The sequence below is a fragment of the Pseudomonas sp. CVAP#3 genome (assembly GCF_018986375.1).
GTDB classification, from domain to species: Bacteria; Pseudomonadota; Gammaproteobacteria; order Pseudomonadales; family Pseudomonadaceae; genus Aquipseudomonas; species Aquipseudomonas helvetica.
Genome location: NZ_JAHMSC010000011.1, coordinates 104,687 through 129,206 on the forward strand (window position 1 = coordinate 104,687; position 24,520 = coordinate 129,206).

General features: G+C 57.5%; 19 protein-coding genes. 15 read left to right on the top strand and 4 right to left on the bottom strand.

Annotated features, from left to right (window positions below):
* Window positions 1-85: 85 nt before the first annotated feature.
* On the top strand, window positions 86-403 hold the full coding sequence (locus KRR23_RS19185) for a YqjD family protein (protein WP_216743789.1): 318 nt from the start codon (window positions 86-88) through the stop codon (window positions 401-403).
* A gap of 111 nt (window positions 404-514) precedes the next feature.
* On the opposite strand, the gene KRR23_RS19190 is transcribed toward KRR23_RS19185, so the two are convergent.
* The gene (locus tag KRR23_RS19190; RefSeq protein ID WP_216743790.1) at window positions 515-1,555 is read right to left on the bottom strand and encodes an Ldh family oxidoreductase; all 1,041 of its coding nucleotides are present in this window, start codon (window positions 1,553-1,555) and stop codon (window positions 515-517) included.
* A 253-nt stretch (window positions 1,556-1,808) separates the two neighbouring features.
* On the opposite strand from KRR23_RS19190, the gene KRR23_RS29165 reads away from it, so the two are divergent.
* On the top strand, window positions 1,809-6,638 hold the full coding sequence (locus KRR23_RS29165; protein ID WP_253912181.1) for a DUF6543 domain-containing protein: 4,830 nt from the start codon (window positions 1,809-1,811) through the stop codon (window positions 6,636-6,638).
* A 355-nt stretch (window positions 6,639-6,993) separates the two neighbouring features.
* Entirely contained in the window at window positions 6,994-7,371 is a 378-nt protein-coding gene (locus KRR23_RS19200; protein ID WP_216743791.1) for a fe2+ zn2+ uptake regulation protein, read from the top strand.
* A gap of 13 nt (window positions 7,372-7,384) precedes the next feature.
* Here the strand turns inward: KRR23_RS19200 and KRR23_RS19205 are convergent, their stop codons facing one another.
* Window positions 7,385-7,573 (bottom strand): hypothetical protein, encoded by a 189-nt coding sequence (locus KRR23_RS19205; RefSeq protein ID WP_216743792.1) that lies wholly within the window; start codon window positions 7,571-7,573, stop codon window positions 7,385-7,387.
* Between the two features lie 157 nt (window positions 7,574-7,730).
* Here KRR23_RS19205 and KRR23_RS29315 point away from each other — a divergent pair, with 157 nt between their 5' ends.
* The 6 genes from KRR23_RS29315 to KRR23_RS19230 all read left to right on the top strand — a co-directional run bounded on the left by KRR23_RS29315 (window position 7,731) and on the right by KRR23_RS19230 (window position 15,293).
* Window positions 7,731-7,862 (top strand): hypothetical protein, encoded by a 132-nt coding sequence (locus tag KRR23_RS29315; protein WP_019690574.1) that lies wholly within the window; start codon window positions 7,731-7,733, stop codon window positions 7,860-7,862.
* Between the two features lie 307 nt (window positions 7,863-8,169).
* Window positions 8,170-9,417, top strand: a complete 1,248-nt coding sequence (locus tag KRR23_RS19210; protein ID WP_216743793.1) for an MFS transporter — start codon at window positions 8,170-8,172, stop codon at window positions 9,415-9,417.
* 22 nt (window positions 9,418-9,439) lie between these two features.
* A complete protein-coding gene (locus KRR23_RS19215; protein ID WP_216743794.1) occupies window positions 9,440-10,570 on the top strand; it encodes an acyl-protein synthase in 1,131 nt (376 codons plus the stop codon).
* 1 nt (window position 10,571) lies between these two features.
* Entirely contained in the window at window positions 10,572-13,004 is a 2,433-nt protein-coding gene (locus tag KRR23_RS19220; protein ID WP_216743795.1) for an acyl-CoA reductase, read from the top strand.
* Window positions 13,005-13,038: 34 nt separating this feature from the next.
* Window positions 13,039-14,331, top strand: a complete 1,293-nt coding sequence (locus KRR23_RS19225; RefSeq protein WP_216743796.1) for a phenylacetate--CoA ligase family protein — start codon at window positions 13,039-13,041, stop codon at window positions 14,329-14,331.
* On the top strand, window positions 14,328-15,293 hold the full coding sequence (locus tag KRR23_RS19230; RefSeq protein WP_216743797.1) for a GNAT family N-acetyltransferase: 966 nt from the start codon (window positions 14,328-14,330) through the stop codon (window positions 15,291-15,293). The genes KRR23_RS19225 and KRR23_RS19230 overlap by 4 nt, the downstream gene beginning before the upstream one ends.
* On the opposite strand, the gene KRR23_RS19235 is transcribed toward KRR23_RS19230, so the two are convergent.
* Window positions 15,251-16,177: a LysR family transcriptional regulator gene (locus KRR23_RS19235; RefSeq protein WP_216743798.1), complete on the bottom strand. Its 927-nt coding sequence runs from the start codon at window positions 16,175-16,177 to the stop codon at window positions 15,251-15,253. The two genes, KRR23_RS19230 and KRR23_RS19235, sit on opposite strands and share 43 nt — an antisense overlap.
* Window positions 16,178-16,294: 117 nt before the next feature.
* Here KRR23_RS19235 and KRR23_RS19240 point away from each other — a divergent pair, with 117 nt between their 5' ends.
* Complete coding sequence (locus tag KRR23_RS19240; RefSeq protein ID WP_216743799.1) at window positions 16,295-17,290, top strand: aldo/keto reductase; 996 nt, start codon at window positions 16,295-16,297, stop codon at window positions 17,288-17,290.
* Window positions 17,291-17,347: 57 nt separating this feature from the next.
* Here the strand turns inward: KRR23_RS19240 and KRR23_RS19245 are convergent, their stop codons facing one another.
* Window positions 17,348-17,884 (bottom strand): hypothetical protein, encoded by a 537-nt coding sequence (locus tag KRR23_RS19245; RefSeq protein ID WP_145016560.1) that lies wholly within the window; start codon window positions 17,882-17,884, stop codon window positions 17,348-17,350.
* A gap of 443 nt (window positions 17,885-18,327) precedes the next feature.
* Between KRR23_RS19245 and KRR23_RS19250 the strand changes: the two genes are divergently transcribed.
* The 5 genes from KRR23_RS19250 to glgA all read left to right on the top strand — a co-directional run bounded on the left by KRR23_RS19250 (window position 18,328) and on the right by glgA (window position 24,512).
* Window positions 18,328-20,322 (top strand): methyl-accepting chemotaxis protein, encoded by a 1,995-nt coding sequence (locus KRR23_RS19250; protein WP_216743800.1) that lies wholly within the window; start codon window positions 18,328-18,330, stop codon window positions 20,320-20,322.
* Between the two features lie 141 nt (window positions 20,323-20,463).
* On the top strand, window positions 20,464-20,907 hold the full coding sequence (locus KRR23_RS19255; protein WP_054597178.1) for a DUF411 domain-containing protein: 444 nt from the start codon (window positions 20,464-20,466) through the stop codon (window positions 20,905-20,907).
* Entirely contained in the window at window positions 20,907-21,341 is a 435-nt protein-coding gene (locus tag KRR23_RS19260; protein ID WP_216743801.1) for a YqaA family protein, read from the top strand. The genes KRR23_RS19255 and KRR23_RS19260 overlap by 1 nt, the downstream gene beginning before the upstream one ends.
* Before the next feature lie 97 nt (window positions 21,342-21,438).
* Complete coding sequence (locus tag KRR23_RS19265; protein WP_216743802.1) at window positions 21,439-22,392, top strand: D-2-hydroxyacid dehydrogenase family protein; 954 nt, start codon at window positions 21,439-21,441, stop codon at window positions 22,390-22,392.
* A 551-nt stretch (window positions 22,393-22,943) separates the two neighbouring features.
* Window positions 22,944-24,512 carry a glycogen synthase GlgA gene (gene glgA, locus KRR23_RS19270; protein ID WP_216743803.1) on the top strand — a complete coding sequence of 523 codons (1,569 nt, stop codon included), beginning with the start codon at window positions 22,944-22,946 and terminating at the stop codon, window positions 24,510-24,512.
* Window positions 24,513-24,520: the final 8 nt, after the last annotated feature.

The following is a 24,520-nucleotide window of genomic DNA, read 5'->3' on the forward strand; positions in this document are numbered from 1 at the left end:
GAGTTTCAGGGCAAAAAGCCTGCAACTTTTCCGTCGCGCCTACACTCCATTGATCACTGTCCCAAAACCAGCAAGGAGTCACCTGATGGCCCGAAAAACCCCGGTGCAAGCAAACGATGAGCAAATCAAGGATCAAGTCTTCAGCGAGCTTCAAGCGTTGATCGAAGAATCGGAGAAACTGCTCAAAAGCAGTGCCTCGCTGGTCGGAGAGGACGCTGAAAACCTGCGCGAACAAGTCGCGCTGAAACTGCGGCAGGCACGCGATTCCGTCTCCAGCGTGCGTGAGCGGACCCGGCCGGTGGTCGAGGCGACCGAAACCTACATCGGCGGTCACCCTTGGCAAACCGTTGCGATCTCGGCCGGGTTCGGTCTGGTGGTGGGATTGCTGCTGGGCCGTCGCTGAACAAACATGCCCTAAAAGATCGCAGCCTGCGGTGCACGCAGCCCCTGTAGGAGCTGCCGCAGGCTGCGATCTTGGCGATCCCCCATGCGTCGATGGGCTCGCCTTTCTACGTCAATTACCCGCCAGTTCGTGCAATTGCGCCAGGGTCTGCGCATCGAGCGCGATGCCCCCGGCCAACGACTTGGCCCGCTCGCGATGACGTCGGTCACCCGGCAAACGCCGCAGTCCCACAGCATGCATCTGTCTGACCAGTTCCTGACTGCGTTCGGCGAAGTTCTGCCCGGCGGCTTTGCTCGGGTCGATCACAATCAGTAACTGGCCGGTCCACGGGGTTTTCGCCCCGGGATGATTCGACCAGTCGAACTCGAACGAAAAGTTGCCTCCGGTTAAAGCCGCCGCCAGCAGTTCGACCATCATCGACAAGGCCGAACCTTTGTGCCCGCCAAATGGCAGCAAAGCGCCGCCCTCCAGGATGGCTTTCGGGTCCTGCGTTGGCTGGCCCAGGCTGTCGACACCCATGCCGGGTGGCAGACGCTCGCCCTTGCGCGCAGCGATCTGCACGTCGCCATGGGCGATGGCGCTGGTGGCCAGGTCGAACACGATCGGGTCTGCACCCGCACGGGGTGCCGCGAACGCAATCGGGTTGGTGCCAAACAGCGGGCGATCAGCACCGTGCGGCACCACGCAGGTCATGCTGTTGACCACGCTCAGCGCCACCAGACCTTCATAGGCAAAGGGTTCGACGTCTGGCCAAAGTGCAGCGAAATGATGGGAATTGCGGATCGCCATGACCGCGATGCCGGCGCTGCGGGCTTTCGCCACCAACAGTTCGCGGCCTGCGGCCAACGCCGGTTGGGCGAAGCCGTTGCCGGCATCCACCCGGACGAAACCCGAGGCCACATCCTCGACCACTGGAACGGCCTTGCCATTGACCCAACCGCTGTTCAGCGTCGAGACATAGCCAGGCATCCGGAACACTCCATGGCTGTGGGCACCATCGCGTTCGGCGCCCGCACAGTTTTGCGCCAGCACCCGGGCAACTTCGGGGCTTGTGCCATGCCTTAGAAATATCGATTCCAGTAAGCCAACCAACTCTTCGTACGACAAGTGTTGCGAGACTGCATTGACGGCATGATCGTGTGGCACAGACATCTGAAGCTCCAGGTTTTTTATTGGAGGGGGCAACAGCGTACGGGGACCTTACGGGCTGATTAAACACCGTTTTGCGAGCCCTCTGTCAACCTTCGTCGTTCAATGCTGCCAAGACCTGCCACAGACCTGATCATCAACGATGCAGGCGCCGCGCATGCACTAACTATCTACCACCGTTTGACACTGCCACGACTCTAGCCTTGCGCTTTCTTCCTGCGACGTAGAACCGTCGCTTCAGCTGAGGCAAAAAACAATGACTGACGATTCGTTACCGCTTTTTTTTCCTGAAGCATTACGCGACACCAGAATATTGAGCCCACGCATCAGGGCCATGGGTTTCACACTCGCGGACCTGTCCTGGCTGCGTACCGTTGAACTGGCGACCCACGCGCTTCGTTCGGCGCAAACATCGCCAATGACCGTCGAGAACATCATGCTGAAGGCCGCTGGGTCAGACGCCGAGCCCCTTGCGGGCAGCTTCGTGATGCATCCGGTGCCCAACGGCTCACAGGCCATCCTCTACACACCCTATGGCGGGCTGCAAAAGTTCGATGACCGGCAAGCATTGTTGAAGGCGCTGGACGACAAACTGAAAAATGCTACAGAGCGCAAGGACCTGTTGCGCTTTCTTCCCATCTCCCGACGCACTGCGCTAAGTACCAACAACGCATTCACATTGACAGGCCAAGTCATTGACGGCCTGGTATTCGAAGATCAGACCCGTATTCTGAAACAGTGCCATCGTAAAAATGTCGAGCTCATGCTCCAGGAGCTGAGTGCAATACCGACACTGACGGCCATGCTCAATCAATTGCTCAACAACGCGCTGCGCAAATCCTTTCCCAGGCTCGATCAAAGCGCCACCCATGTCAGCTTTTTCGTTGAAAGCCGGGCCGCGGGAACGACGAACACCGCCATCGCTCGACACCAGGTGGACTCCATGCCCCTGAGTGATGCGCTACTGCGTTTTTACCTGCATCAGACATGGCCTTCGGGGCAGGTTCGCGAGTTCACCAATCCTCTACAACCCTCCTCCCCCGTTAACCCGGTACATCAGTATCAGTGGGAGCAGGCGACAAAAGAGCTCGCAGCGAGTTTGATGCCCATGCTGGCAAGTCTGCTGCAGGTCTATTGGGCAACAGACGTGCATACAGGTGTTTCTCGCCGGGACTTCTTTGCTCAAGCCATGAGCGACAAGGCCCGAACGGATCTGTTGTTGAAGCGCCAGAGCGCAATCATCAGCCCTGAGCAAAGCCTGGCATTAACCGCACTCCTCGACCGCGAAAGTGCTATACGCAACAACGCTGCCAGCGACCTGAAACCGGAAAAAATCCGCATCTGGGAACACCGCGAGCATTTCGTCGAACTTGCTGGCGCCATGATGCTGAACAGCGACTCCACGGCTTATCTGTATACCCAGTCCAATGGCTTGCAGGTCCTGAAAGATTACGCAGACCTGAAAGCGATCATCCAAACCATGGTCAGGTCGGCCGGACACGACGACGAACTATACAGCTTGCTGACACGGCAACAGCGTGATGTGTTTCTGGGCTTCGACAAGCCCGAGGTTTCGGGAGTACCGATGTTCGGTCCGGTCTTTCACGACATGGTCGACGACATCATCGCCAAGCAACAACACAGCATCACGGATGCACTGGACACCTGCCGACACAGCGATGGTGCCATCGATGTCCAGGCCTTGTTCGACCGGGCGCTGGATGTGCGTGGCGTGCTCGACAATCAGTTGCTGGCGACAGCAACCACGGAGCGCTGGAGCACGCGCCCGCTGATTTCCGGCGACAATCGCCCTTCGGTCGTATTGGCTGACAAGGCCGCCCTGTCGCTAAAAACAATACGCAGCGTTCAATCCTCCCTTGAGGTGAAAACAGCCGCTCAACCTTCGGGAAGTGTTGAACAACAAGGCACTTTTCTGGAGACCATCAAGACCGATCTCGCCCATGCAATGTCGGTGGGAATCCGCGGTGAGGCCGCACTTCGTGTGAGCACCAAGACGCTCCATGCGGACGAAAAGGCCATCATCGATACCGTGCTCAACCCCGACAAACCGACCCGAAAGCAAAGGCAAGCGCTGCACGGGTTTCGGCCAGATGCCTGGTCGTTGACGCTTGAGTGCTCGAACGAGCCGGATCTGATGCCGCTGGCCAACTGCTTTTTGCTGACCGAGCGTGGCGGGCTTGACCCGTCACACTCCGGTCGGGCGATCCTGTGGACGCCCGGGCGCGGGCTCGAAACCTTCAGCTCCGTCACCAGTGTCAAGGTCGAGCTGGGCAGGCGCCTCCTGGATGACGAGCAACGAATGTTGCTCCTGGAAAATATCCCTCGTACGCAATATCGCCCACACCGAACCTACACGCTTGGGCCGTTTCGATTGATTGAAAGAAATATGCTTCAGGAGTGTCAACAGTCGGCCATCAAACAGTATCTGGACGCCCGAAGGCATACCCATTCACTTGAGTTGCCGAGCTCGGTGGTACGGGCTGATTTCGAGCAACACAAACAGACTCCCACCCAACTCAACCTTCAGCGTGCGATGCAGATTGCCGAGGGGATCGTTACGCAACAATCACTCCCCGTCTGGCTCGGGGCGGCGCCCGAGAATGAAGTGCTGCGACACTTGGAAATACTGGAGCAATTACGCCACAGCATAGAGAGCGGCAAAGACTACCTGCATGATGTCAAGCCGCTGACGGACTATGCCCGCGAACAACTGAAAGCGCTAATGACCAGGCAGTTTCCGGGAGCCAGTCTCGATCCGGATCAACTGTGGGTGACGCCCAATCTGGCGCTGGCCGGTCCTGCGCGAACATTGACCGATTTTGCGCTGAACCATACCAATACATTGCAAAACACCGGGTTCAGCATTGCCTCGAAAATCGCCCAGACGCTCCCGACGGCCCTTGATGCCAGCGCAGTCAAAAGGCTTTTGTTGCAGCTGGACATCAAGGCGACCTATCGTCAATTTCTTTCGGATACATTGGCGATCGACGCGCCAGGTGTCGCGACCCGACTGCTTCGATTCATCAAGCAGCTGCCCTGGCAACTGCTGTTGCATGCCCACACGCTGAAGCTTCAGGGAAAACTTTCCGAACGCGGCTTCGGCTTGGTTCAGCAAGTTCTGGACATGCCGGATGCCCTGGCACGCGCAGCAGTAACGGGCGCCAACGCAATCGTTCGTCCCTTGGAGCTGATCGCGACCGAAGGCGCTGCGGCCGTCAAGACACTAGGGCTCTACCTGATAGGGGAGCCCGCTGCCGGACCACAAATTCTGTACGCGCCATACGACAAGCATCTGGGGATCACCGAGTATGAAAACGAAGCCAGCGTCCTGAGCGCAATCAACCTTCCGGGGGCTTTGCAGGATCTGCTGATCAGACGCCTGCCGGATCCGCATCAGGCGACCTACAAAAATTTGCTGGCCGGCAGCGGCACGTCTGACATCCGACTCGCGTCCAGTCCTATCGAAGGAAATCTGTTGCATCAACTGTTTATCGACAACAAAACGCTGCTGTCACACATGCTCGACAGTCAATCGCAACCTGCCGGGCAGTCCGACTGGGAGGCGCTCAAGGCATTGTTTAGCAAAGGCCTCCGGTACGGCATAGAGTTTCTGCCAGGCAAACTGGCGCTCCCGCGCCTTCTATGGGAAAGCTATACGTCATTCAAACAGTCGGCCGAGGCCCTACAGGACCATCATTGGAAGACTGCGCTCAAGACCTTTATCAATGGGGTGTCACAAATGGCGACACTGGGCAAGTTGCTGCATCAACCTGGCGCTTCGACCGCTGAGCCGGTTGTGCACAACGGACCCGTCGTCGAAAAGCCTTTCGTTGCCACCGACATTGCCAAGGTCGATCTCACCTCTCCTTCTCGCACTCTGCTGCAATCCTTTGAAGCCAGCGCCATCGAGTTGAAAAAAACGGGTACCAAGGCTGTCGACGGCACTTACCGTGACTCGAAAACCAGACGCAAGTACGCCCCGGTCGACGGCAAGGTGTATCAAATCGAAAAGTTTGGTGTGGCAACTCGCATCGTCGATGATCAACGCCAGGGCCCGTATCTGCAGAACAGGGGAACGCAGTGGGTGCTGGATCCCGACCTGCATACCGTTCATTTCGGTAAAGCCATGTCACGACTGCACAACAAGTACCAGTCTGGCCATGATGCGCGAAAGCAGATAAGCATTGAGGCCCAGGGCATGGAGGCCATCAGACAGCTCTACCCGGAAAGGGCCCGGATGATTGTCCAGTCGCTGGATCTGGCACGGTTCTACGCATTTAACAGCCTGCATAATCTGGCTCAATTGAAAGTGGCCACATCCGGAACACGACTGGATGGTTTTCTCAAAGCGTTCTTTGATGTGCCGACGATCGATAGAGCCATTCTGGATAAAATCAAGGCAACCATCGTTCCGCTGTGCAAAGCACTGGTAGATCCGACACTGGACAGGCTCGACAGCAAGCGTTTTGTCGTCGGTTCAAACCGTTATCCCGAGGACGGCTTGATTGCCTTTGTACTCGACGATGACCAGCAACAGAAAGTGCACTTTACAGAGAAGTTCTTCGATCAAAATCTACACCACTACAACCATGTGCTGACAGAGCCCTTTGATGTCGATGCCCATGCGCAGGCGGCAACGCTTATCCATGAGTTCTCGCACCTGTTTTCAAATACGCTGGATATCGCGTACCTGGAAGCGAGAAGACCCTTCAGCGACCTGATCTCGACGATCACCACTCAAGCCAGCCAGTTGAAACAGGATCAAGAGCAATTTCAGCGCGAAGCATTGTCGATGCACACCCCCGTCGATGAATTGTTCGCCTACTGGAACAGCGCGCAGAAAACCTGGCAGGACCTCGATGACATTCCTGCCGCCAAACATCTGAGTGGCCAGATCAAGACCATCACCGGCACCAGCAATCTGAGCGAAGCCCGCCGAGTGTTTCGCGACCGGGCCTCAGCGGATCGGCGGATCGACACCATCCTTCGCAATGCCGATTCTGTCGCACGTCTGGTCTGTGAAATGGGACGTCAACTCGACCCGGTGCCTTTGGCCGAAAATTGATGCCCGTGAATCAAACGTGAAGGGTAATGCTCGCGGACACGGCCACCGGCATGCTTCGCGTTGGCGGCATTTACAACATCAGCGAGCTGAAAACACTGAAGGCCGCAACCCTGATGAGGGTCGCGGCCTTCATTTGGCCTGACTGCACGTTAATGTGCCTTGCTAGTAACGAGCCAACATGAAAAAAGTTTAATGGTGCAGACCCCGACAAAACAGCACATCTCACCTTGCACTGACGTGGTTCCGACAAATTTTCTACATCCCAGCCCTCATGATTTACGCAGCTCATTCGTCATTAATCAATGAGAGCACCCATCACTTTTTTACTGATCAGGCTCTGAAAAGGAGTTTTTGCATGTACAACTCGCAATTGCCAACGGATGGCACCCCTGCGGCAAGCGGTTCGCTGAACCTGGACGCTCGCGCGCTCACCAAAAACGCTGAACGCCACAACAACGAGCGCATCAGGCAGTTGCTCAAAAGCTTTGGCCTGCGAACCAGCCTGATTCGCCTGAAAGTGATCGACGCGCTACTGACCGCCGCCGAAAACGATCGTCCGCAGGGAGTACGCGGGGTGCACAGCCACTTGCTGGACCTGGGTATTCCCCTGTCCTTTCTCAGCGTTCGCGAAGTGTTGAAGCGACTGTGCAGCGAAGGCCTGATTGTCTTGAACGAAGACAAGAGCTACAGCCTGCACCCGCAAGCCGCAGCCGTGCTCTACGGCAACCGATAATGCCCCGCGTCGCTTAAGGTTTTACCTTGCGACGCATCACCCCATTGATCACCACGACGATCACCGCAACGCCAATAGCGATGTACTGGAACAGCTTCTCGCTGATCATTCCGGCGTTCTGCATGTACGACAGACCAAACATGATCCCCAGCACGACAAGGGAGATCAGAATCGAATATTTCAAACGTTGCGACTGGGTCATTGCGGGTTCCTGAACCTGAAGATATGTATCCGGTTTGTATCGTGATGCATGCCAAGCCCATACGCTTCTTCGGGGATGAGCAGCTGCAAGCGGGGTCTCATGTTACAGCCCATGAAGCATTTTGGCTGCATGCGGTTCAAACGATGAGGATTGAGAAATGTTCCGTCGAATCACACTGCTGATTCCCCTGCTGATTATCCTGACCATGAGCGGTTGTGTATGTTTCCCATGCGGAGGTGGCTGGCATGGCGACCACCGCTATCACCATGATGGCTACTACCGCCGTTGACCTGAATCAAGCGGGGCGCTCTCCTCATTATGTGCTCCCCTGTTCTCGATAGTTGACAACTATTGAGAACACCACGACATAAGCCCGCCACCCCGCGGGCTTTTTCGTACAAGTGCACTGCACTTTGGTCTGTAAGGTAATATCAAAAACAGGCATCGGCATAATGACTCAATATACCCACCAGAAATAACGCGACAACTATTACCGCCCTCAAAACAATAATTTGACTTGGCTTATTACTTTTCCAGACTACTCTCACTCATGCCGCGGTACTTTTATATAAATCAGCACTACACCCTGGAATTTTATGCTCAAGCCCATTATAAAAATCGGATCCTTTCGAGCGCTAGGCTTTTGCCTGGCGATTACAGCTTTTGAGTTACTGACCTACTTGGCCAGCGACATGATAATGCCTGCCATGTTGACAGTAACCGATGACTTGAACGCCAGTACTCGGCATATTCCATCGGCCTTCAATCTTTACTTGCTGGGGGGTGTTCTTCTGCAATGGCTGATTGGCCCGCTCGCGGATTGTTTTGGACGCAGGACAGTACTCTTGATCGGCTGTGCAGTCTTTGCCATGACCTGCATCATGACACTCTGGGTGCAAAGTATTTTTGCATTCAACCTGCTGCGCCTGCTTCAGGGCATGGGCTTGGGGTTTGTCATCGCCGTCAGTTACCCCGCGCTGCAGGAGGTGTTCTGTGAAGCCGACGCAGTCCGGATCATGGCCTTGCTGGGTAATGTTGCCCTGCTCTCCCCGCTCCTTGGCCCCCTGCTCGGGAGCCTGATACTGAAATGGATTTCCTGGCGTGAGCTGTTTCTCATGTTCGGCGTCCTTGGCATCGTGGTGTGGTTGGCGCTCTATTGGGTGATGCCGGAAACCATAGGCGTACTACGTCAGGACGGTAACCGGCTAAACCCCACGCCATTCAAGCTGCGTGCGATAGCTCATCGATACATCGCCCTTCTCGGGAACCTTAGATTTATTTGCGCCAGTACTGCGCTCGGGCTGATGAGTTTGCCGCTGATCGCCTGGATCGGCCTGTCCCCATTGCTGTTGATTCAGGGGCAAGGGTTATCCGTTCTTGAGTACGGCCTGTGGCAGATCCCGGTCTTCGCCGCCGTCATCATCGGCAATCTGATACTGAACCTGATTATTTCCAGGACCCATCTGGAAGGCTTGATTCAATGGGCGCTCTGGCCATTCTGCGCGGGCCTTGTGGCGCTCATCATTGCCAGCCGGTTTGCCCTTTCGATCCCGGTTCTCGTCGGTGGCCTGATGCTTTACAGCATTGGTCTTGGGATGAGCAATGCCGCGCTGTACCGCGCGGCGCTGTTTACCAGTGACGACAGCAAAGGATTGGTCTCGGCCATGTTGGGGATGATCTCCATCGCACTCATGGCCGGCGCAGGCTCGCTGATCGCAACGCTGGGTGCTGGCGAAGATCCGCGTTACTTCGCCCTGACAGTCGGTATCGCCGGGCTTCTGGCACTGGTGCCATTACGTTGGGTACTGCTGCCGGCCACGCCTGCGCCCGTGCACTCTCTATAACTCAATCAAAAAAGGATTTTTGATGATTCATCTACCCCACACCGATGCCTTATGTGCATTGCCACGGCCGTATTGTCTGGACGCTGTCCCGCCAGGGTTGTTTGACAACTCGATGCGTGAAACCAGCCTCTTTCACTGCCATCACACACCCGGTTATGAGCATTGGCTGGAGGCTAACGGCCTGCGTGCCAGCGCGCTGGATGACCTGGACGACTGGTCGCGCCTCCCTCCCCTGTACGCCAACTACTTCAAGCAACGCCTGCTGCTGAGCCCCACCGGGCAGGACGCCCTGGAGCTGACATCCTCGGGCACCAGCGGCCAGAAAAGCCGCATGCGCTATGACGTGCGAAGCATCACCGCGGCGCAGAACATGGTGACTCGGATCTTCGAACATTACGACTGGATCAGCCACACCCCGTGCAACTATCTGTTGCTGAGTTATGAGCCTGTAGGCGCCATCAGCCTGGGAACGTCCTATACCGACCAGTTCCTGTGCCAATACGCGCCGGTCAACCGGGTGGTCTATGCGCTACGGGCCACAGGCCGCGGCGGCCACGAGTTCGATGTGTTCGGCGTGATCGAAGCCCTGCGCCAGTTTGCAATTGAAGGTTTACCGGTGCGCATCTTTGGCTTCCCTGCGTTTCTTTGGCAGGCCTTGCAACGCATGCAATCCCTTGAAGCACCCGACCTTGAGCTGCATCCCGATTCGCTGGTATTCCTTGGCGGTGGCTGGAAAACCCGGGCGAGCGAGGAAGTCCCCAGACAGCAACTTTATTCCCGGATTGCGCAGCAATTGAGGATAGATACCCGTCGTTGTCGAGACGGGTACGGCGCTGTCGAGCATGCCGTGCCGTATATCGAATGCGCCAACCATCACTTTCATGCACCGGTTTACTCAAAGGTGTTTGTCCGCAACCCAAGCGACTTCGCCGTCCAGCCCTACGGCAAGCGGGGTCTGTTGCACTTCGTATCGCCTTATATTTCATCGAGCCCGGCACACGCCGTGGTCATGAGTGACCTGGCGACGCTGCACCCCGGTGCCGCCTGTGGCTGTGGCCTGGCTACCGACTGGTTTGAGTTGCATGGCCGCGCCGGAACCAGCGCCAGTCGCAGTTGTGCGATGGCCGCAGCCGAACTGATCGGGGGAGCTTGATATGTACCTGATCAATGGCCAACTGCACGACTCACTCACACCTGAGGCGGCCCTCGACACGCTGCTGCCAGGATTGGCGCAACAACTGGGGCAACCACCGACCAGCGAAAGGGTTCTTGAATGCGCGGACCGTTTCACACAGAAACTGCTGACCCATCAACACAGCCTTGAACTCGATGAGGGGCAACGCCTGGAACTGATCGCGTTCTGCCAACGGAGCGCCTTGAGTGCAAAACTGGAGCGTGAATTGGGCGTGCAGCCGCGGTCATTACGGCGTATTGCCTACGATCAACCGCAGTACGAAAACTGGTCCCCGTTAGGACTCGTGGTGCATATCACGCCTGCCAACGCGCCATTGCTGGGGTTCTGCGCAGTGCTGGAAAGCCTGCTGGTGGGCAACATCAACTGGCTGCGCCCAAGCTCCAGTGACAACAGCCTGAGTGCACAATTACTGGCGGCGTTCCTCGAATGCGACGCCAGCGGATTACTGGCCAACTGCATCGCTGTGCTGCCTGTCGATACCGATTGCCTTGATCTTCTATGCGCTCACGCCGATGGCGTCAGCGCATGGGGTGGCGACGCAGCACTCAATGCCATTCGCCGGCTGATTCCCAGCGGTTGTCGCTGGATCGACTGGGGCCACAAGATCAGTTTTGCCTACCTGTCGCCTGAAGCCGTGTCCCCCGCAGTGCTGGATGCCCTGGTCGATGAAGTGTGTCGGCTCGACCAACAAGCGTGCTCCAGCCCGCAGTGGCTGCTGGTTGACAGTGATGATCCGCAAACCCTGCACGCTGTCGGCGGACAACTCGCTGATGCGTTCGAACGCCGCGCCAGCCGCTGGCCAGCGTTGCCCCCCACACCTCAGGAAGCCTGCGAGATCACCACCCGGATTGCCTTGGCGCGACTCGATCAAAGTTTTGCCGATGAGACAGGACGCGTCTGGTCCGGTGATGGATGGCGCATCATGTGGGAGCACCATCGCCGATTGGCACCTTCTCCGTTGTTTCGAACGCTGTTGTTACGGCCGATGCCAAACGCGTTGATTGCCGAGTCCCTGCTGCCGTGGCGCACGCATCTGCAAAGTTGTGCACTGATCTGCACACCCCGGCAAACGCCAAGCCTGGTCAGGCAACTGCTGAGCGCGGGCGTCAATCGAATCGCCCCTCCCGAGCTGATTCATGACGGCTATGCAGGAGAACCCCATGACGGTGTTTTTGCCCTGTCACGCTTGACCCGCAGGACCTCGGTAACCTTGCCGACGCAGTTATCGAGCAACCGCGCGACACTGGACCAGCCTCCTGGCGCCCCAGCGCAACTGAACGCGTGCGCAGTGATGAACAAGGCGGATTTCATCGCGCAATCCGGGTCGTCCGACGCTCAACTGTTTTTCCGCTCAGGTGGTACCAGCGGCGCTCCCGCCTTGGCTGGCTACAGCTATCGGGACTTTAACCGGCAGATGCGCGCGGCGGCTGACGGCATGTTCGCCAACGGACTGACGCCGGGGCAGGATCGAGTGATGAATCTGTTCTACGGTGGCAGCCTCTATGGCGGGCTGTTCAGTTTTTCCAGGATCCTTGAACAGATGGGGGTCACGCACTTCCCCATGGGCGGCCCCCACGACGACGACTTCAGTGAAATAGCCCAACTGATTGTGGACCAGCGCATCAACACGCTGATTGGCATGCCCAGCACGTTGCAGCGTCTGTTTTTCAGCGAGCAGGATCGCCTCAAGGCCTACGGTGGGGTCAATAAAGTCTTCATGGGCGGCGAACATTCTGGCAATGCCAGCCGACGGTTGATGGAGCGTTGTGGGGTCTCGACGATTCGTTCCGCCCTCTACGGTTCTGTCGACGCCGGCCCTCTCGGTCATGCGTGCCCGGCGAGCGCAGATGGCGTTTTTCACCTGATGAGCGACATTCAGTGGCTGGAAATCGTCAACCTTGAACACGACGCTGCTGTTGAACCCGGCGAAGTCGGTCGTTTGCTCTTTACCTCGCGGGCACGCGAAGGTCAGACGATCAACCGTTACGAGGTCGGGGACACTGGACGTTGGCTGCCAGGAACCTGCCCTTGTGGCCTGGACACGCCTCGATTTGAACTGCAAGGGAGGCACGGTCGACTGTTGCGGATCGCTTCGGACTTTGTCTCGATCAGCGATCTGGAAGAAAAAGCCGCCACTCAACTGCAGCTTGTCCTTGATCACGACTCGAACGGAACCGAACGTTTGGTGGTACGCGCGGAACACGATCCGCAGGTTCTGCGCCAACGCGTGCTGGACATCCCCGTTATTTCAACAGCCGTAAATAACCGCCTGCTGGAACTTGATGTTCAAAGGTGTTCTCCCGACCGGTTCGAACGCAACAGGCACAGCGGAAAAGTACCCCTGATTATTGACTTGAGAACTGAATTTTCAGCGAACAAGCATCACAACTGAACGCCTACTTTCAAACTATCAAGAGCCTGAATTCATGAACACTAACTATTCATTCGAAGAGTTGCTGCTGCACTCACGAAAACATTCTCACTATTACAAAACACACTTCAATCATCTGCCAGAACATCATTGTACTGTCGAAGATCTACCACTCATCGTCGCTTCAGACTATTGGAATGGCAGCCACAATTTAAACACCTGGCCGGTACTGACCGGTAAAACCGAAAACGCCCTGATTTACAAAACCGGTGGTTCAACCGGCCAGGAAAAACTGGTGGCGTACACCCGTGATGAATGGCAGAACATGGTGACTCACTTCGGGAACGCCCTCTCGGGACAACTGTGCGACGGCGACCGGGTTGCCAATCTGTTTTTTGCCGGCGACCTTTATGCCAGTTTTCTGTTTATCCATGAATCATTGGCCCATGTGTCGCCTTCCATCTGCGAGTTCCCGTTTGCCGGCGAAGTCGACTCCGCAACGCTTGCAGCGGCCATTGCCGAACACCAGATCAATGTCCTCGCTGGCGTACCCGCACAACTTCTGCGATTCGCCGCCGGTCTGGCCGAGCGACACTGCGTCCTGCCACAGATAACCGCCGTGCTCTACGGTGGCGAAAGTCTGTTTGCCGCACAATTGCCGATGCTGGCTCAGGTCTTTCCCAATGCACGCGTCGCGTCCATTGGCTATGCCTGTGTCGACGCAGGACTCGTGGGCGCCAGCACCCGGGATTGTGAGGTGGGTGAACACCGGGTGTTTGATCAACAGACGGTGGTGGAAATTGTCGATGAACACACCCACGAGGTCATCGAGGAATGTCATCGCCCAGGCCAATTGATCATCACCAACTTGACCCGAAAGTTAATGCCACTGCTGCGTTATCCAGTCGGTGATCGCGCGTGTTGGCGCGAGCCGAGCGGTACCCGGCAACGCAAATTCGCCTTGCTGGGACGTAGCGAACAGAGCATTCGTATTCGCATCGGTGTCATCTCGTTGTTCCAGGAGGAGATCGCCGAAATCCTTCAACGCCTGGCCGATTGCTGGCAATGGCAGTTGGTGATCGAAAGTGTCGGGGTCAAGGATCGAATGACCCTGAGGTGGGTGCCCGCGCACGACTCGAGGTCAATAAACGCTTCAACCCCGGCCATTCACACAGCACTGCTGGGTCAGTACCCGGACATCAGCCAAATGATCGGCAGTGGTCAGCTTGAATGTGTCGTCAGCCCCTGCACGGCCGGCGCATTGCTGCTGCATCCACGCTCGGGAAAGCAGCGCCGGATCGTTGACCTGCGCGTGTATAGCGCCCCTCAGCGGGAGCCTGCTCCATGAGTACAATAAGGTTTCGACGTTTCAGGCAAGCGGACTCTAGCGCTGTCAGTGCATTGTTTCGCCAGGTGTATGGGGAAAATTATGTACAGCCTGATGTCTATTTGCCGTCGATGATTGGCCAACACAACGCCGACAACCGATGGCACTCAATGCTGGCGTTGATCGATGAACGCATTGTTGGCCACGCGGCATTGTGCAGGGATGCACATAGCCTGGATCACGCAGAATTCGCCTTGTGCCTTGTACAGCCGCAAGCCCGGGGCAAAAACATCGCCACCCGGCTGGGTCGCGAACTGTTGCGACGTGCGAGCCGACTCGGCCTCAAGAGCGTCTCGATCAAGCAGGTCACCCATCATCTCTACACTCAGCAAATGGCGCAAAAACTCGGTTTCAAAAACATCGGGCTGCTTCCCGACTATGTTCCCTCGCCCTTTGGTGAGTCCCATGAGGAAAGTGTTGTCATTGGCTATCAAATGGTCAAAGGGCATGCACGTCCGTTACCGCAACTGGAATGGCCTGCGACCTGTGCAACCTTCATGAGGCAACTGTCTGCTTCATTCGGCACCCGAAACGACTCGCCACCACAACACTCTTTTCCAATGCAGATCAGCCAGCACCATGAGCGAGTGGAAGTCGTGCTTTATCAGTTGGACAAGAGCGTGCAGTTGCAGCTCCAGCAGCTACCCGCGCACTGGATGATCTCGATCAAGCTTGATCTGTCGCAGCATTCTCCACAGAACATGCGTCGACTCTGCGCCATCGATTTCGTATTTACCGGGTTGATGCCTGCGCCCGCGGCATCTGGCTGGTATGCATTGTTTCATCGTGGTGCAAAACCGCGGCCTGTGAGTTTCTACTGTCCGCACATGCAGCAACTGCACGACACCTTACTCCACCGGCAGCCAGAGTCGCCTCACCGTCAGTTACCTGAATCGGTGCGCACCAACCCGTTACCCGGCTGAGCGCAGAGTTGCACCAGCCAGTCGACAAACACCCGCACCCGCAGAGACAACTGGCGGTGCGGAGGATAGAGCGCCGTCAGGGGTAACCCTGGCGGCGGCAGATGCTCTAACACCTCGCACAACGTTCCCTCGCGCAACTGCCGTGCAACGTGATAGTACGGCGTCTGGACCAGACCATAACCCGCTTCACAAGAGGCCAGATAACCATCTGCGCTGTTGACCGCCACCTGTTTGGGCAGGTTCACCGGGTGCACGTGTCCGTCTATGTCAAATTCCAGGCCGAAACGCCTGCCAGTGGTGCTGGAGAAATACTCGACCATCTGATGCCCCACCAGGTCTTCCAGGCAGTGCGGCGTGCCCTGGCGTCGCAAGTAGTCGGGGCTGGCGCAGGTGACCTGATCGAGCATCGCCAGCGGTCGCGCTACCAGCGAATCATCCAGAGACAAGCCACCGCGCAGCACACAATCGACGCCCTCGCGAATCAGGTCGACCGGGCGATCGTTCAAGCCGATTTCCAACTCGATCAGCGGGTAACGCCGGGTAAATTCCGGCAAGGCCGGGATCACCAGCAAACGCCCGATGCCGGCAGGCATGTCGATACGCAAAAGCCCGCGTGGATTTTGCCGAGAGGTGGAAAACGCTGCCTCTGTCTCGTCCAGATCAGCCAGCAATCGCACGCAACGTTGGTAATACGCCGAGCCATCGGCCGTTGGACTGACGTGCCGTGTGGTGCGCTGCAAGAGTTGCACGCCCAAATGCACCTCAAGCTGCTTGATCAGGATGGTTACCGAAGCCCGGGGCATTTGCAGGCTGTCCGCGGCCTTGGCAAATCCTTCCAGCTCGACAATGCGAGTGAATACTCGCATGGCATTAAAACGGTCCATTGCTCTTGGTTACCCGCGGATTATTTAGAAATTACAAACAGTGATAGCACTTTTAGCCGGTTTATCTTGTTTTTGTCGAGCGCAACAATGGGTCCACATCAAAAAAGGAGCGACACCATGCACACTCGTCAATTGGGCAAAAACGGCCCTCAGGTTTCTGCGATCGGTCTGGGCTGCATGGGCATGACCGACTTCTACACCACGGGCGGCGATACCCGCGAGGCATTGGCGACATTGCATCGCGCCATGGAGCTGGGCGTCAATTTGCTCGACACCGCCGACATGTATGGCCCGCACACCAACGAAGAACTGATTGGCAAAGCGATTGCGGGCAAGCGCGACCAGGTATTCCTGGCCAGCAAATTCGGCATCGTGCGTGATCCGGCCAACCCCACTGCACGTGGAGTCGACGGCCGACCGCAGTACATCCGTGCCGCCATCGACGGCACGCTGAAACGTCTGGGCGTGGACACTCTGGACTTGTATTACCAGCATCGCGTCGATCCTGAGGTAGCCATCGAAGAGACCGTGGGCGCCATGGCCGAACTGGTCCAGGCCGGTAAAGTGCGCTACCTCGGCTTGAGCGAAGCCTCGGCGATAACCCTTGAACGAGCGCATAAGGTTCACCCGATCAGCGCGCTGCAAAGCGAATATTCGCTGTGGAGCCGCGATCAGGAGCACAACGATTGCCTGGCCACCTGTCAGCGCCTGGGGATTGCCTTTGTGCCGTACAGCCCGCTCGGTCGAGGCTTTCTGACTGGAGCCCTGAAAAGTCCCGACGATTTTGCAGCGGACGATTACCGGCGCTTCAGCCCGCGCTTTCAGGGCGAAAACTTCAAGCGGAATTTGCAGTTGGTCCAACAGGTGCAAGCGCTGGCGGCAGAAAAAGGTGTGACCGCAGGGCAACTGGCGTTGGCCTGGGTACTCGCGCAAGGCGATTACCTGATCCCTATTCCGGGTACCAAGCAACGCAAGTATCTGGAGGAGAATGTCGCCGCACTGGACGTTGCATTAAGTCTGGAAGACTTGTCGGCGCTGGAGGCGATTTTTCCGGATGACGCGGTGCTCGGGGCGCGTTACCCGCAAGCCGTCATGCAGATGCTCGATCGATAACATTGAGCGTCGCAGGCCCGTTCATGCCGTGTATGACGGGCCTGTTGCACTTGAAGATCAGGCTTTGCCGCTGACACCCTTGGTGTTCGGAACGGCGGGGCCATTGCCCATGCCATAAGTCTTCAGGTTCTGCAGTACGTAAATCGCCTTCTTGTACTCGGGAATCAGGTGGTTGGCGTACTTGTTGCCTTTGAGGTTGTTGCTCTGGATGTTATCCAGCTGCGTGGCGAAGTACTCCAGCGCATTGAATTTTTCATCCAGATTTTTCGGCACCCCAAAGCGATCGAACTTGTCGCCGGCGTTGAGCAGCGTCAGGGCCGTCACATCGCTGATCAAACCGCGATCGCGCAAAAAGGCGCTGATGTTTCCGAGCTGTTTGACCGTGACGGTCTCGGGGTCGAATCCCTTGAAATTCTTGTAGAGCTTCTGCTCGTTCATTTTCGCGGTGTTCAGCGCCAATGGATCGTTGCCCACCAGTGCGAGCATCTGCTTGACCTTGACGTTCTGCGGTACGGGTTTACTGCCACTCGTCCCGCCCTCGCGAATCAGTAATCCGGCCTTGCTGGTCCAGCCTCCGACATAACCGATGGTCATGAGAGTGCTCCTGTGCGCGGCGTGAGCCAGACCGGGAGCTGCCCCGAAGCGCGGAGACGTCCTTGTAAGGTGACCATAAAAAGTCCTTGTTCAACTGACGAATTGGTACGCGAGTATCAATGTGCCAGCGTCCCTCGGACTACAAATATTTCAGCTTTTTACAATTCTTGTACATTTCGGATACAAATAACCAAACCCTTGAATTAATTGACTTGAAACAATTGTTTAACAATCAGACCGTCAATGAATCAAGCTTGAAAACCACGAAAGAAACCACGTCGCCAGCCCAAGATGAAACCGCACATGGCCCATGTCGATGATCAACCGGTCGTCCGTAAAAACCATTTTTTGGGACTATGGTGCTAAAGACAGCCTGCCGCGGGCCGATAGCTGCTAAACGCCGCAATAAATCAACAAGAGCGCTCAGCACAAGGACCGGTTCAATGCCCGCATTCCGTACTATTCAAGCCCGTTACATGTTGTTTCTGGTGCTGTTCATCCTGTTGTTATTCGCCTTGACGGTAGTGGGCATCAGCCAGTTGGTCGCGCCGAAACTTCGGCACACGGAAGAACAGGTCGCACTGAACCGCATCGCCGAAGTGGCCGAACAGATCCAAGGCGAGTTGAACAAGGTTCAAGCGCAACAACGCAGCATCACCCAAACCATTCCCCTGCTCGACAGCGCAACCATCGACACTGTGTTGCCGGGCCTGGTGGACCAGTACGGTGAACTGAAGGTGTTTGGTGGCGGGATCTGGCCGTTGCCTGGCCAGCGCGAAGCGGGACGCAATAAATTCAGTACCTTCTGGCACCGGGATGCGTCGGGCAAACTGGCCGTCAACACCTTCTGGAACAGCGACGCAGCGCCCAACTATTACGATCAGCCCTGGTACAAGGGTGGCATGCAGACACCCCGCGGCCAATGCGCCTGGGCCGCGGCCTATAAAGACGATGCCAGCGCCGAACCGCGCACCAACTGCGCCATGGCGATAGCGCGCAATGGCGTGCCGTACGGAGTCGCGACCATTGACGTCACCCTGGGCTTCTTCAATGACCTGGTGGCGCGCAAGGAAAAAGACCTGGGCGCCGAAATGCTGATCGTCGAGGCCGACGGCAAGATCATCAGCAACAGCTCGCGCATCAGTGCTCCGATTGTCCTGAAAAACATCAGTGAACTGGCTGGCAATTCACCGTTTGCGGCGCAGATCAAAACCGCACTGGAGCGCCGTGATGCTTCGCTGCAACGCGTCGAGTTCGACAATCAAGGCGTGGCGAACACTTTCTTCATGCGTCCGATCGAAGGCACACCGTGGTTCCTTGCCACCGCCCTGCCGACCAAACTGATTACCGCTCAACGCGACGATGTCTTGAGCACCTTGAGCCTGTTGCAGATCCCGATGGTTTTGCTGCTGGTGCTGCTGCAAATCTATGCAATCCGCCAACTGATCCAGCGCATGAAAGCCTTGAAAGCCAACATCGACGCGCTGTCCACCGGCGACGCCGACCTGACCCGGCGCATCACCATTCGCGCCGAGGATGAACTGGGCGCGATCGGCCATTCGGTCAACACCTTTATCGCTTACCTGCAAAACATGATCGGCGAAGTCACCCAGGCCACGGGCGCCATGGCCTCAAGCCTGGAAAACCTGCAACAGACCTCGGCGCATACCAACCAGATACTGCAGCGTCACGCCTCGGAGACCGACCAGACCGTCACCGCCATCACCGAGATGAGTTCGACCGCCGACAGCGTTGCCGAGAACGCCGCACAAACCGCCGCGTTTACCCAGCGCGCCAACGAACACGCCGACCGCTCGCGGGTGGTGGTGGGCGAAGCCTCAAGCAGCGTGAGCGCATTGATCGGCGAAGTGGCCAGCGCCACCCACAAAGTCGAAAGCATGCAGCAGGACGCCCAACGCATCACCGAAATCCTCGGCGTGATCGGCGCCATTGCCGGGCAAACCAACCTGCTGGCACTCAACGCCGCGATTGAAGCCGCGCGAGCCGGTGAACAAGGTCGAGGCTTTGCCGTGGTCGCCGATGAAGTCCGCGCCCTCGCCGCCCGCACCCAGGCCAGCACCTCGGAGATCAACGAGATGCTCAGTCGTCTGACACAAGGCGTCAGTTCTTCGGTGGCGGCGATGGAAAACACTCAGGCCAGCTGTCAGTCCGCCGCCGATGCGACGGCGCGAGTCAACGCAGGTCTGGACGAAATGGCCGGCTCGGTCAGCCACATCAACAGCCTCAGCACCCAGATCGCCACGGCCGCCGAGCAGCAAAGCGCGGTGACCGAGGAGATCAACCGCAGCATGGTGCAAATCCGCCATATGGTCGAAGAGCTGGTGCAAAGCGGTCACGCCACCGACCTCAACACGCGCCAGTTGCTGGATGCCAATAGCCGGGTCAGTTCGATCATGGGGCGCTTCAAGGTCAAGTGAACCAGTGAATGCCGCCCGTGCGTTCCGCGTGGGCATAACCTTCAAGGGATATCCGTGAATAACTTTGAAACATAAGCACTCTTTTTCATCGGGGAAAATGGTCAAAATGCGCTGCGTGAAATGATCAACGAGAGATAACCGATGAAAACCACACTGCGTCTGGCCGCCCTTGGCGCCCTGTTCATCAGCTCCCTGGCCCAGGCCGCCGAGCTGATTCCGATCGATGTCCACCGCGATGCCAATTGCGGTTGCTGCAAAAAGTGGATCGCGCACCTGGAAGCCAATGGCTTCAAGGTCAACGATCACGTCGAAACCAACATGAGCGAAGTCAAGCAACGCCTCGGCGTCCCGCCGCGACTGGCGTCGTGCCACACCGCGGTGATCAACGGCAAGTTCGTCGAAGGCCATGTCCCCGCCGAACAGGTACTGGCCTTGAGTCAATCCGACCTGCTCGGCGCGGCCGCGCCGGGTATGCCCATGGGCTCGCCAGGCATGGAAATGGACGGCATGGCCGATGCTTATCAGGTCATAGGGTTGACTAAAAATGGCACCGATAAAGTGATCGCCGACTACCCGGCCCGGTAATGCTCGCTGGCTATCTCGGGCTATTCTTCGCGGCATTCGGTGCCGCAACATTGTTACCGTTGCAGTCCGAGGCCGTGCTGGTGGGGTTGCTGCTCAACGGCGAGCATGGGGTGTGGTTGCTGCTTGCCGTCGCCACGCTCGGCAACGTGCTGGGTTCGTTGCTGAACTGGTGGCTAGGACGCAGCGTCGAGCGCTTCAGGGAGCGTCGCTGGTTTCCGGTCAGCCCTGTTCATCTGGAAAAAGCCCGCACTCACTATCAACGTTATGGCCATTGGTCACTGCTGCTGAGCTGGGTGCCGATCATTGGCGACCCACTGACCCTGGTGGCCGGCGTGATGCGAGAACCCGTGGGGCGTTTTTTGCTGATCGTGACCTTCGCCAAAGGCGCGCGTTATGGTGTGCTGGCGCTGGCGACACTGGGCTGGATGCCTTGAACCTTGGGTGCGCCTCCTTGTTAATGTCGCCATAATCGCGACGTTACAGCCTCGGCCAACGGTTAAATCCACGCCCCCCTTTGAAGAGACAATGCTCATGACTGTGCAGATTGCGGTGATCGATGACTGGCAGGGTGTGGCCGGCAATGTGGTCGATTGGTCGGTGCTGGACGGCATCGGCGAGGTCAGCTTTTTGCATGACTACCCTGCCGACCACGCCACACTGAGCGACCGCCTGCGATCCTTCGAGGTGATATGCGTGATGCGCGAGCGCACGCTGTTCGACGAAGCACTCCTGCGTAGCCTGCCCAAACTCAAATTGCTGGTCACCGGCGGCATGCGCAATGCCGCCATCGACCTCAAGGCCGCCGCGGCGTTGGGGATTCAGGTTTGCGGGACCGACAGCTACAAACAGGCGGCGCCCGAATTGACCTGGACGCTGATCATGGCCCTGACCCGCAATCTGCTCGCAGAAGCCAACGCCCTGCGGGCCGGTCACTGGCAACAAGGCCTGGGTGGCGACCTGTACGGCAAGACCCTGGGTATTCTGGGCCTGGGCAGCATCGGCAAACGGATCGCCGAGTACGGTCAGGTGTTCGGGATGCGCGTTTTCGCCTGGAGCGAAAACCTCACTGCCGAGCGCGCAGCCGAAGCCGGGGTTACTTATGTCAGCAAGCGCGAGCTGTTCGAGCAAGCCGATGTGCTGTCGATCCATCTGGTGCTCAGCGAGCGCAGCCGGGGCCTGGTCGATGAACAGGCACTCGGCTGGATGAAACCGTCTGCATTACTGATCAATACCGCGCGTGGACCGATTGTCGATGAAGCCGCATTGATTCGGGCCCTTGAACAGAACCGCCTGAAGGGTGCAGCGCTGGATGTCTTCGAGCGCGAGCCATTAGCCGCCGACCATCCGTTTCGGACGTTGCCCAACGTACTGGCCACACCGCATGTCGGCTATGTCAGTGAGCAAAACTACCGGTTGTTCTTTTCACAGATGATTGAAGATATTCAAGCCTGGACAACCGGCCACTCGATCCGAATGTTGAATTAGGCCATACCGAAAATTCCGTGACCGCTGTCCCGACACACAATCCGTAGCAGCTGGCTGCTACGGGGTTGGCAGTGTCTTCTTCTACAAGTTGTTCGCACCAATACAGTGCGGACAACTCTTTGCCACGCTCCACTCTCTGGCAACCGCCTCCCCCCTTTTGTGCCTTGGCGGCGACAGAACCTGCACTTCGTCGGTGCGGGCGCAGCTCATTGAGCGCGGAAATCGTGACGTCAGACCGATTGTCGAACAATTTCAAAACGTCACACACCCCGCTCTAAGTTCTGACCTAGACTCCATTTTGTGACTGGAAACCGGCCGGTCATTTCGTGGGGAAAAAATCGAAACTTTCTGCCGACGCAACGGGTCAGGTTAAAGGTGGGGCCGCAGCGACTGGTGCAATCCTTGCAACGACCACTACAGCCTTTCAGATTCAGCGCATTGACCAGCGTTTGCTGCTCCTTGCGTAGCGCTTTTGCGCCCGGCCACAGGAACTGGCCACCTGCATCATGGGGTGAGATGCCTGAAACAGATCAATAAAACGGGAGAAACACATGAACGGTGCCGCTTTAGAAATCCAGGGAGAGCGTTCTCACCAGCAAATCGGCGAGCCGACCTCGATGTCGGTTCTTGCCCCGGGTGCGAAAACGGTACTGCCCGCTCCACGTCAGAATCCAAACAAGAAGAAAGTGTTATTCGTGACCTCGGAAATCGCCGATCTGGTGAAAACCGGTGGCCTGGGTGACGTTTCTGCCGCATTGCCCCGCGCCATGGCCCATTTGCACGATGTCCGGGTGTTGATTCCCGGTTATCGGCAAGTGATGCACAGCGAAAACCCGATCCATATCATCGGCGAACTGGGCGGACACGCCGCATTGCCACCCTGCAAGATCGGCCGCATGGACATGCCGGACGGGCTGGTCATCTACGTCCTGATCTGCCCCGAACTGTACGAACGCGAGGGCTCGCCCTACGGCGCCAACAATGGCCGCGACTGGCCGGACAACCATATTCGTTTTGCCCGTCTGGGCCTGGCTGCCGCCGACATCGCCGCCAACCTGGCACACATCCACTGGCGCCCGGATCTGGTGCACGCCCACGACTGGCCCGCAGGCCTGGCCCCGGCCTACATGCACTGGCGTGGTCAGCGCACACCAACCCTGTTCACCATTCATAACCTGGCTTATCAAGGCGTGGTCAGCCTCGCCTCTTGCCCCGAGCTGGGTATTCCCGAACATGCCCTGCAACAGGAAGGCATGGAGTTCTACGGCAAACTGTCGTTCCTCAAGGCTGGCATGGCCTATTCGAGCCATATCACCACCGTCAGCGCGACCTACGCCCAGGAAATCACCACCCCGGCCTTCGGCTGCGGTCTCGACGGTTTCCTTGCCAGCAAGACCCAACAAGGCCTGCTCAGCGGCATCCCGAATGGCATCGACGAAAGTTGGGATGCGGCGACCGACCCCCACCTGTTTTGCCCGTTCAGCATCGGCGACTGGGACGGCAAAGCGGTGAATGCCGCCCACGTGCGCAAACTGTTCGGCCTGAAGGACTCCAAGGGCCCACTGTTCGCCGTGGTTTCACGACTGGTCTACCAAAAAGGCCTGGACCTGACCGAAGCCGTGTCCGAGTTCATCGTCTCTTCGGGTGGGCAAATCGCGATCATCGGCCGTGGCGAGCCTGAAGAAGAACAAGCCATGCGCGCCCTCGCCCTGCGTTTTCCGGGGCAGATCGGTGTACGCATCGGTTTTAATGAAACCGATGCGCGACGGATGTTCGCCGGCAGTGATTTCCTGTTGATGCCTTCACGCTATGAACCGTGCGGCTTGAGCCAGATGTATGCGCAGCGTTTCGGCTCGTTGCCGGTCGCGCGCAATACCGGCGGGCTGGCCGACACCATCGACAATGGCGTCACCGGTTTTCTCTTCGACGAGTCAACGGTTGCCAGCTACGAGGAAGCCTTGAGCCGGGCGTTCAAGGTGTTCGCCCACCCGCCCCTGTTGAACGCCATGCGTTGCCGGGCCATGGCCGCGCCGTTCAATTGGTGCAAAGCGGTCGAACCCTATGCTGAACTCTATGAACAACTGGTCGCCAAGGCGTTGGGTCAGTCGGTCAAGCAGTGAGAGGGATT

Excerpts from the sequence above, each read along its gene's own strand:
- KRR23_RS29315 (WP_019690574.1), top strand. The coding sequence starts at position 7,731 with ATGTTCCGTCGAATCACACTGCTGATTCCCCTGCTGATTATCCTGACC.
- KRR23_RS29165 (WP_253912181.1), top strand. The coding sequence starts at position 1,809 with ATGACTGACGATTCGTTACCGCTTTTTTTTCCTGAAGCATTACGCGAC.
- KRR23_RS19265 (WP_216743802.1), top strand. The coding sequence starts at position 21,439 with ATGACTGTGCAGATTGCGGTGATCGATGACTGGCAGGGTGTGGCCGGC.
- KRR23_RS19230 (WP_216743797.1), top strand. The coding sequence starts at position 14,328 with ATGAGTACAATAAGGTTTCGACGTTTCAGGCAAGCGGACTCTAGCGCT.
- KRR23_RS19260 (WP_216743801.1), top strand. The coding sequence starts at position 20,907 with ATGCTCGCTGGCTATCTCGGGCTATTCTTCGCGGCATTCGGTGCCGCA.
- KRR23_RS19220 (WP_216743795.1), top strand. The coding sequence starts at position 10,572 with ATGTACCTGATCAATGGCCAACTGCACGACTCACTCACACCTGAGGCG.
- KRR23_RS19235 (WP_216743798.1), bottom strand. The coding sequence starts at position 16,177 with ATGGACCGTTTTAATGCCATGCGAGTATTCACTCGCATTGTCGAGCTG.
- KRR23_RS19240 (WP_216743799.1), top strand. The coding sequence starts at position 16,295 with ATGCACACTCGTCAATTGGGCAAAAACGGCCCTCAGGTTTCTGCGATC.
- KRR23_RS19210 (WP_216743793.1), top strand. The coding sequence starts at position 8,170 with ATGCTCAAGCCCATTATAAAAATCGGATCCTTTCGAGCGCTAGGCTTT.
- KRR23_RS19255 (WP_054597178.1), top strand. The coding sequence starts at position 20,464 with ATGAAAACCACACTGCGTCTGGCCGCCCTTGGCGCCCTGTTCATCAGC.
- glgA (WP_216743803.1), top strand. The coding sequence starts at position 22,944 with ATGAACGGTGCCGCTTTAGAAATCCAGGGAGAGCGTTCTCACCAGCAA.
- KRR23_RS19200 (WP_216743791.1), top strand. The coding sequence starts at position 6,994 with ATGTACAACTCGCAATTGCCAACGGATGGCACCCCTGCGGCAAGCGGT.
- KRR23_RS19225 (WP_216743796.1), top strand. The coding sequence starts at position 13,039 with ATGAACACTAACTATTCATTCGAAGAGTTGCTGCTGCACTCACGAAAA.
- KRR23_RS19205 (WP_216743792.1), bottom strand. The coding sequence starts at position 7,573 with ATGACCCAGTCGCAACGTTTGAAATATTCGATTCTGATCTCCCTTGTC.
- KRR23_RS19190 (WP_216743790.1), bottom strand. The coding sequence starts at position 1,555 with ATGTCTGTGCCACACGATCATGCCGTCAATGCAGTCTCGCAACACTTG.
- KRR23_RS19245 (WP_145016560.1), bottom strand. The coding sequence starts at position 17,884 with ATGACCATCGGTTATGTCGGAGGCTGGACCAGCAAGGCCGGATTACTG.
- KRR23_RS19250 (WP_216743800.1), top strand. The coding sequence starts at position 18,328 with ATGCCCGCATTCCGTACTATTCAAGCCCGTTACATGTTGTTTCTGGTG.
- KRR23_RS19185 (WP_216743789.1), top strand. The coding sequence starts at position 86 with ATGGCCCGAAAAACCCCGGTGCAAGCAAACGATGAGCAAATCAAGGAT.
- KRR23_RS19215 (WP_216743794.1), top strand. The coding sequence starts at position 9,440 with ATGATTCATCTACCCCACACCGATGCCTTATGTGCATTGCCACGGCCG.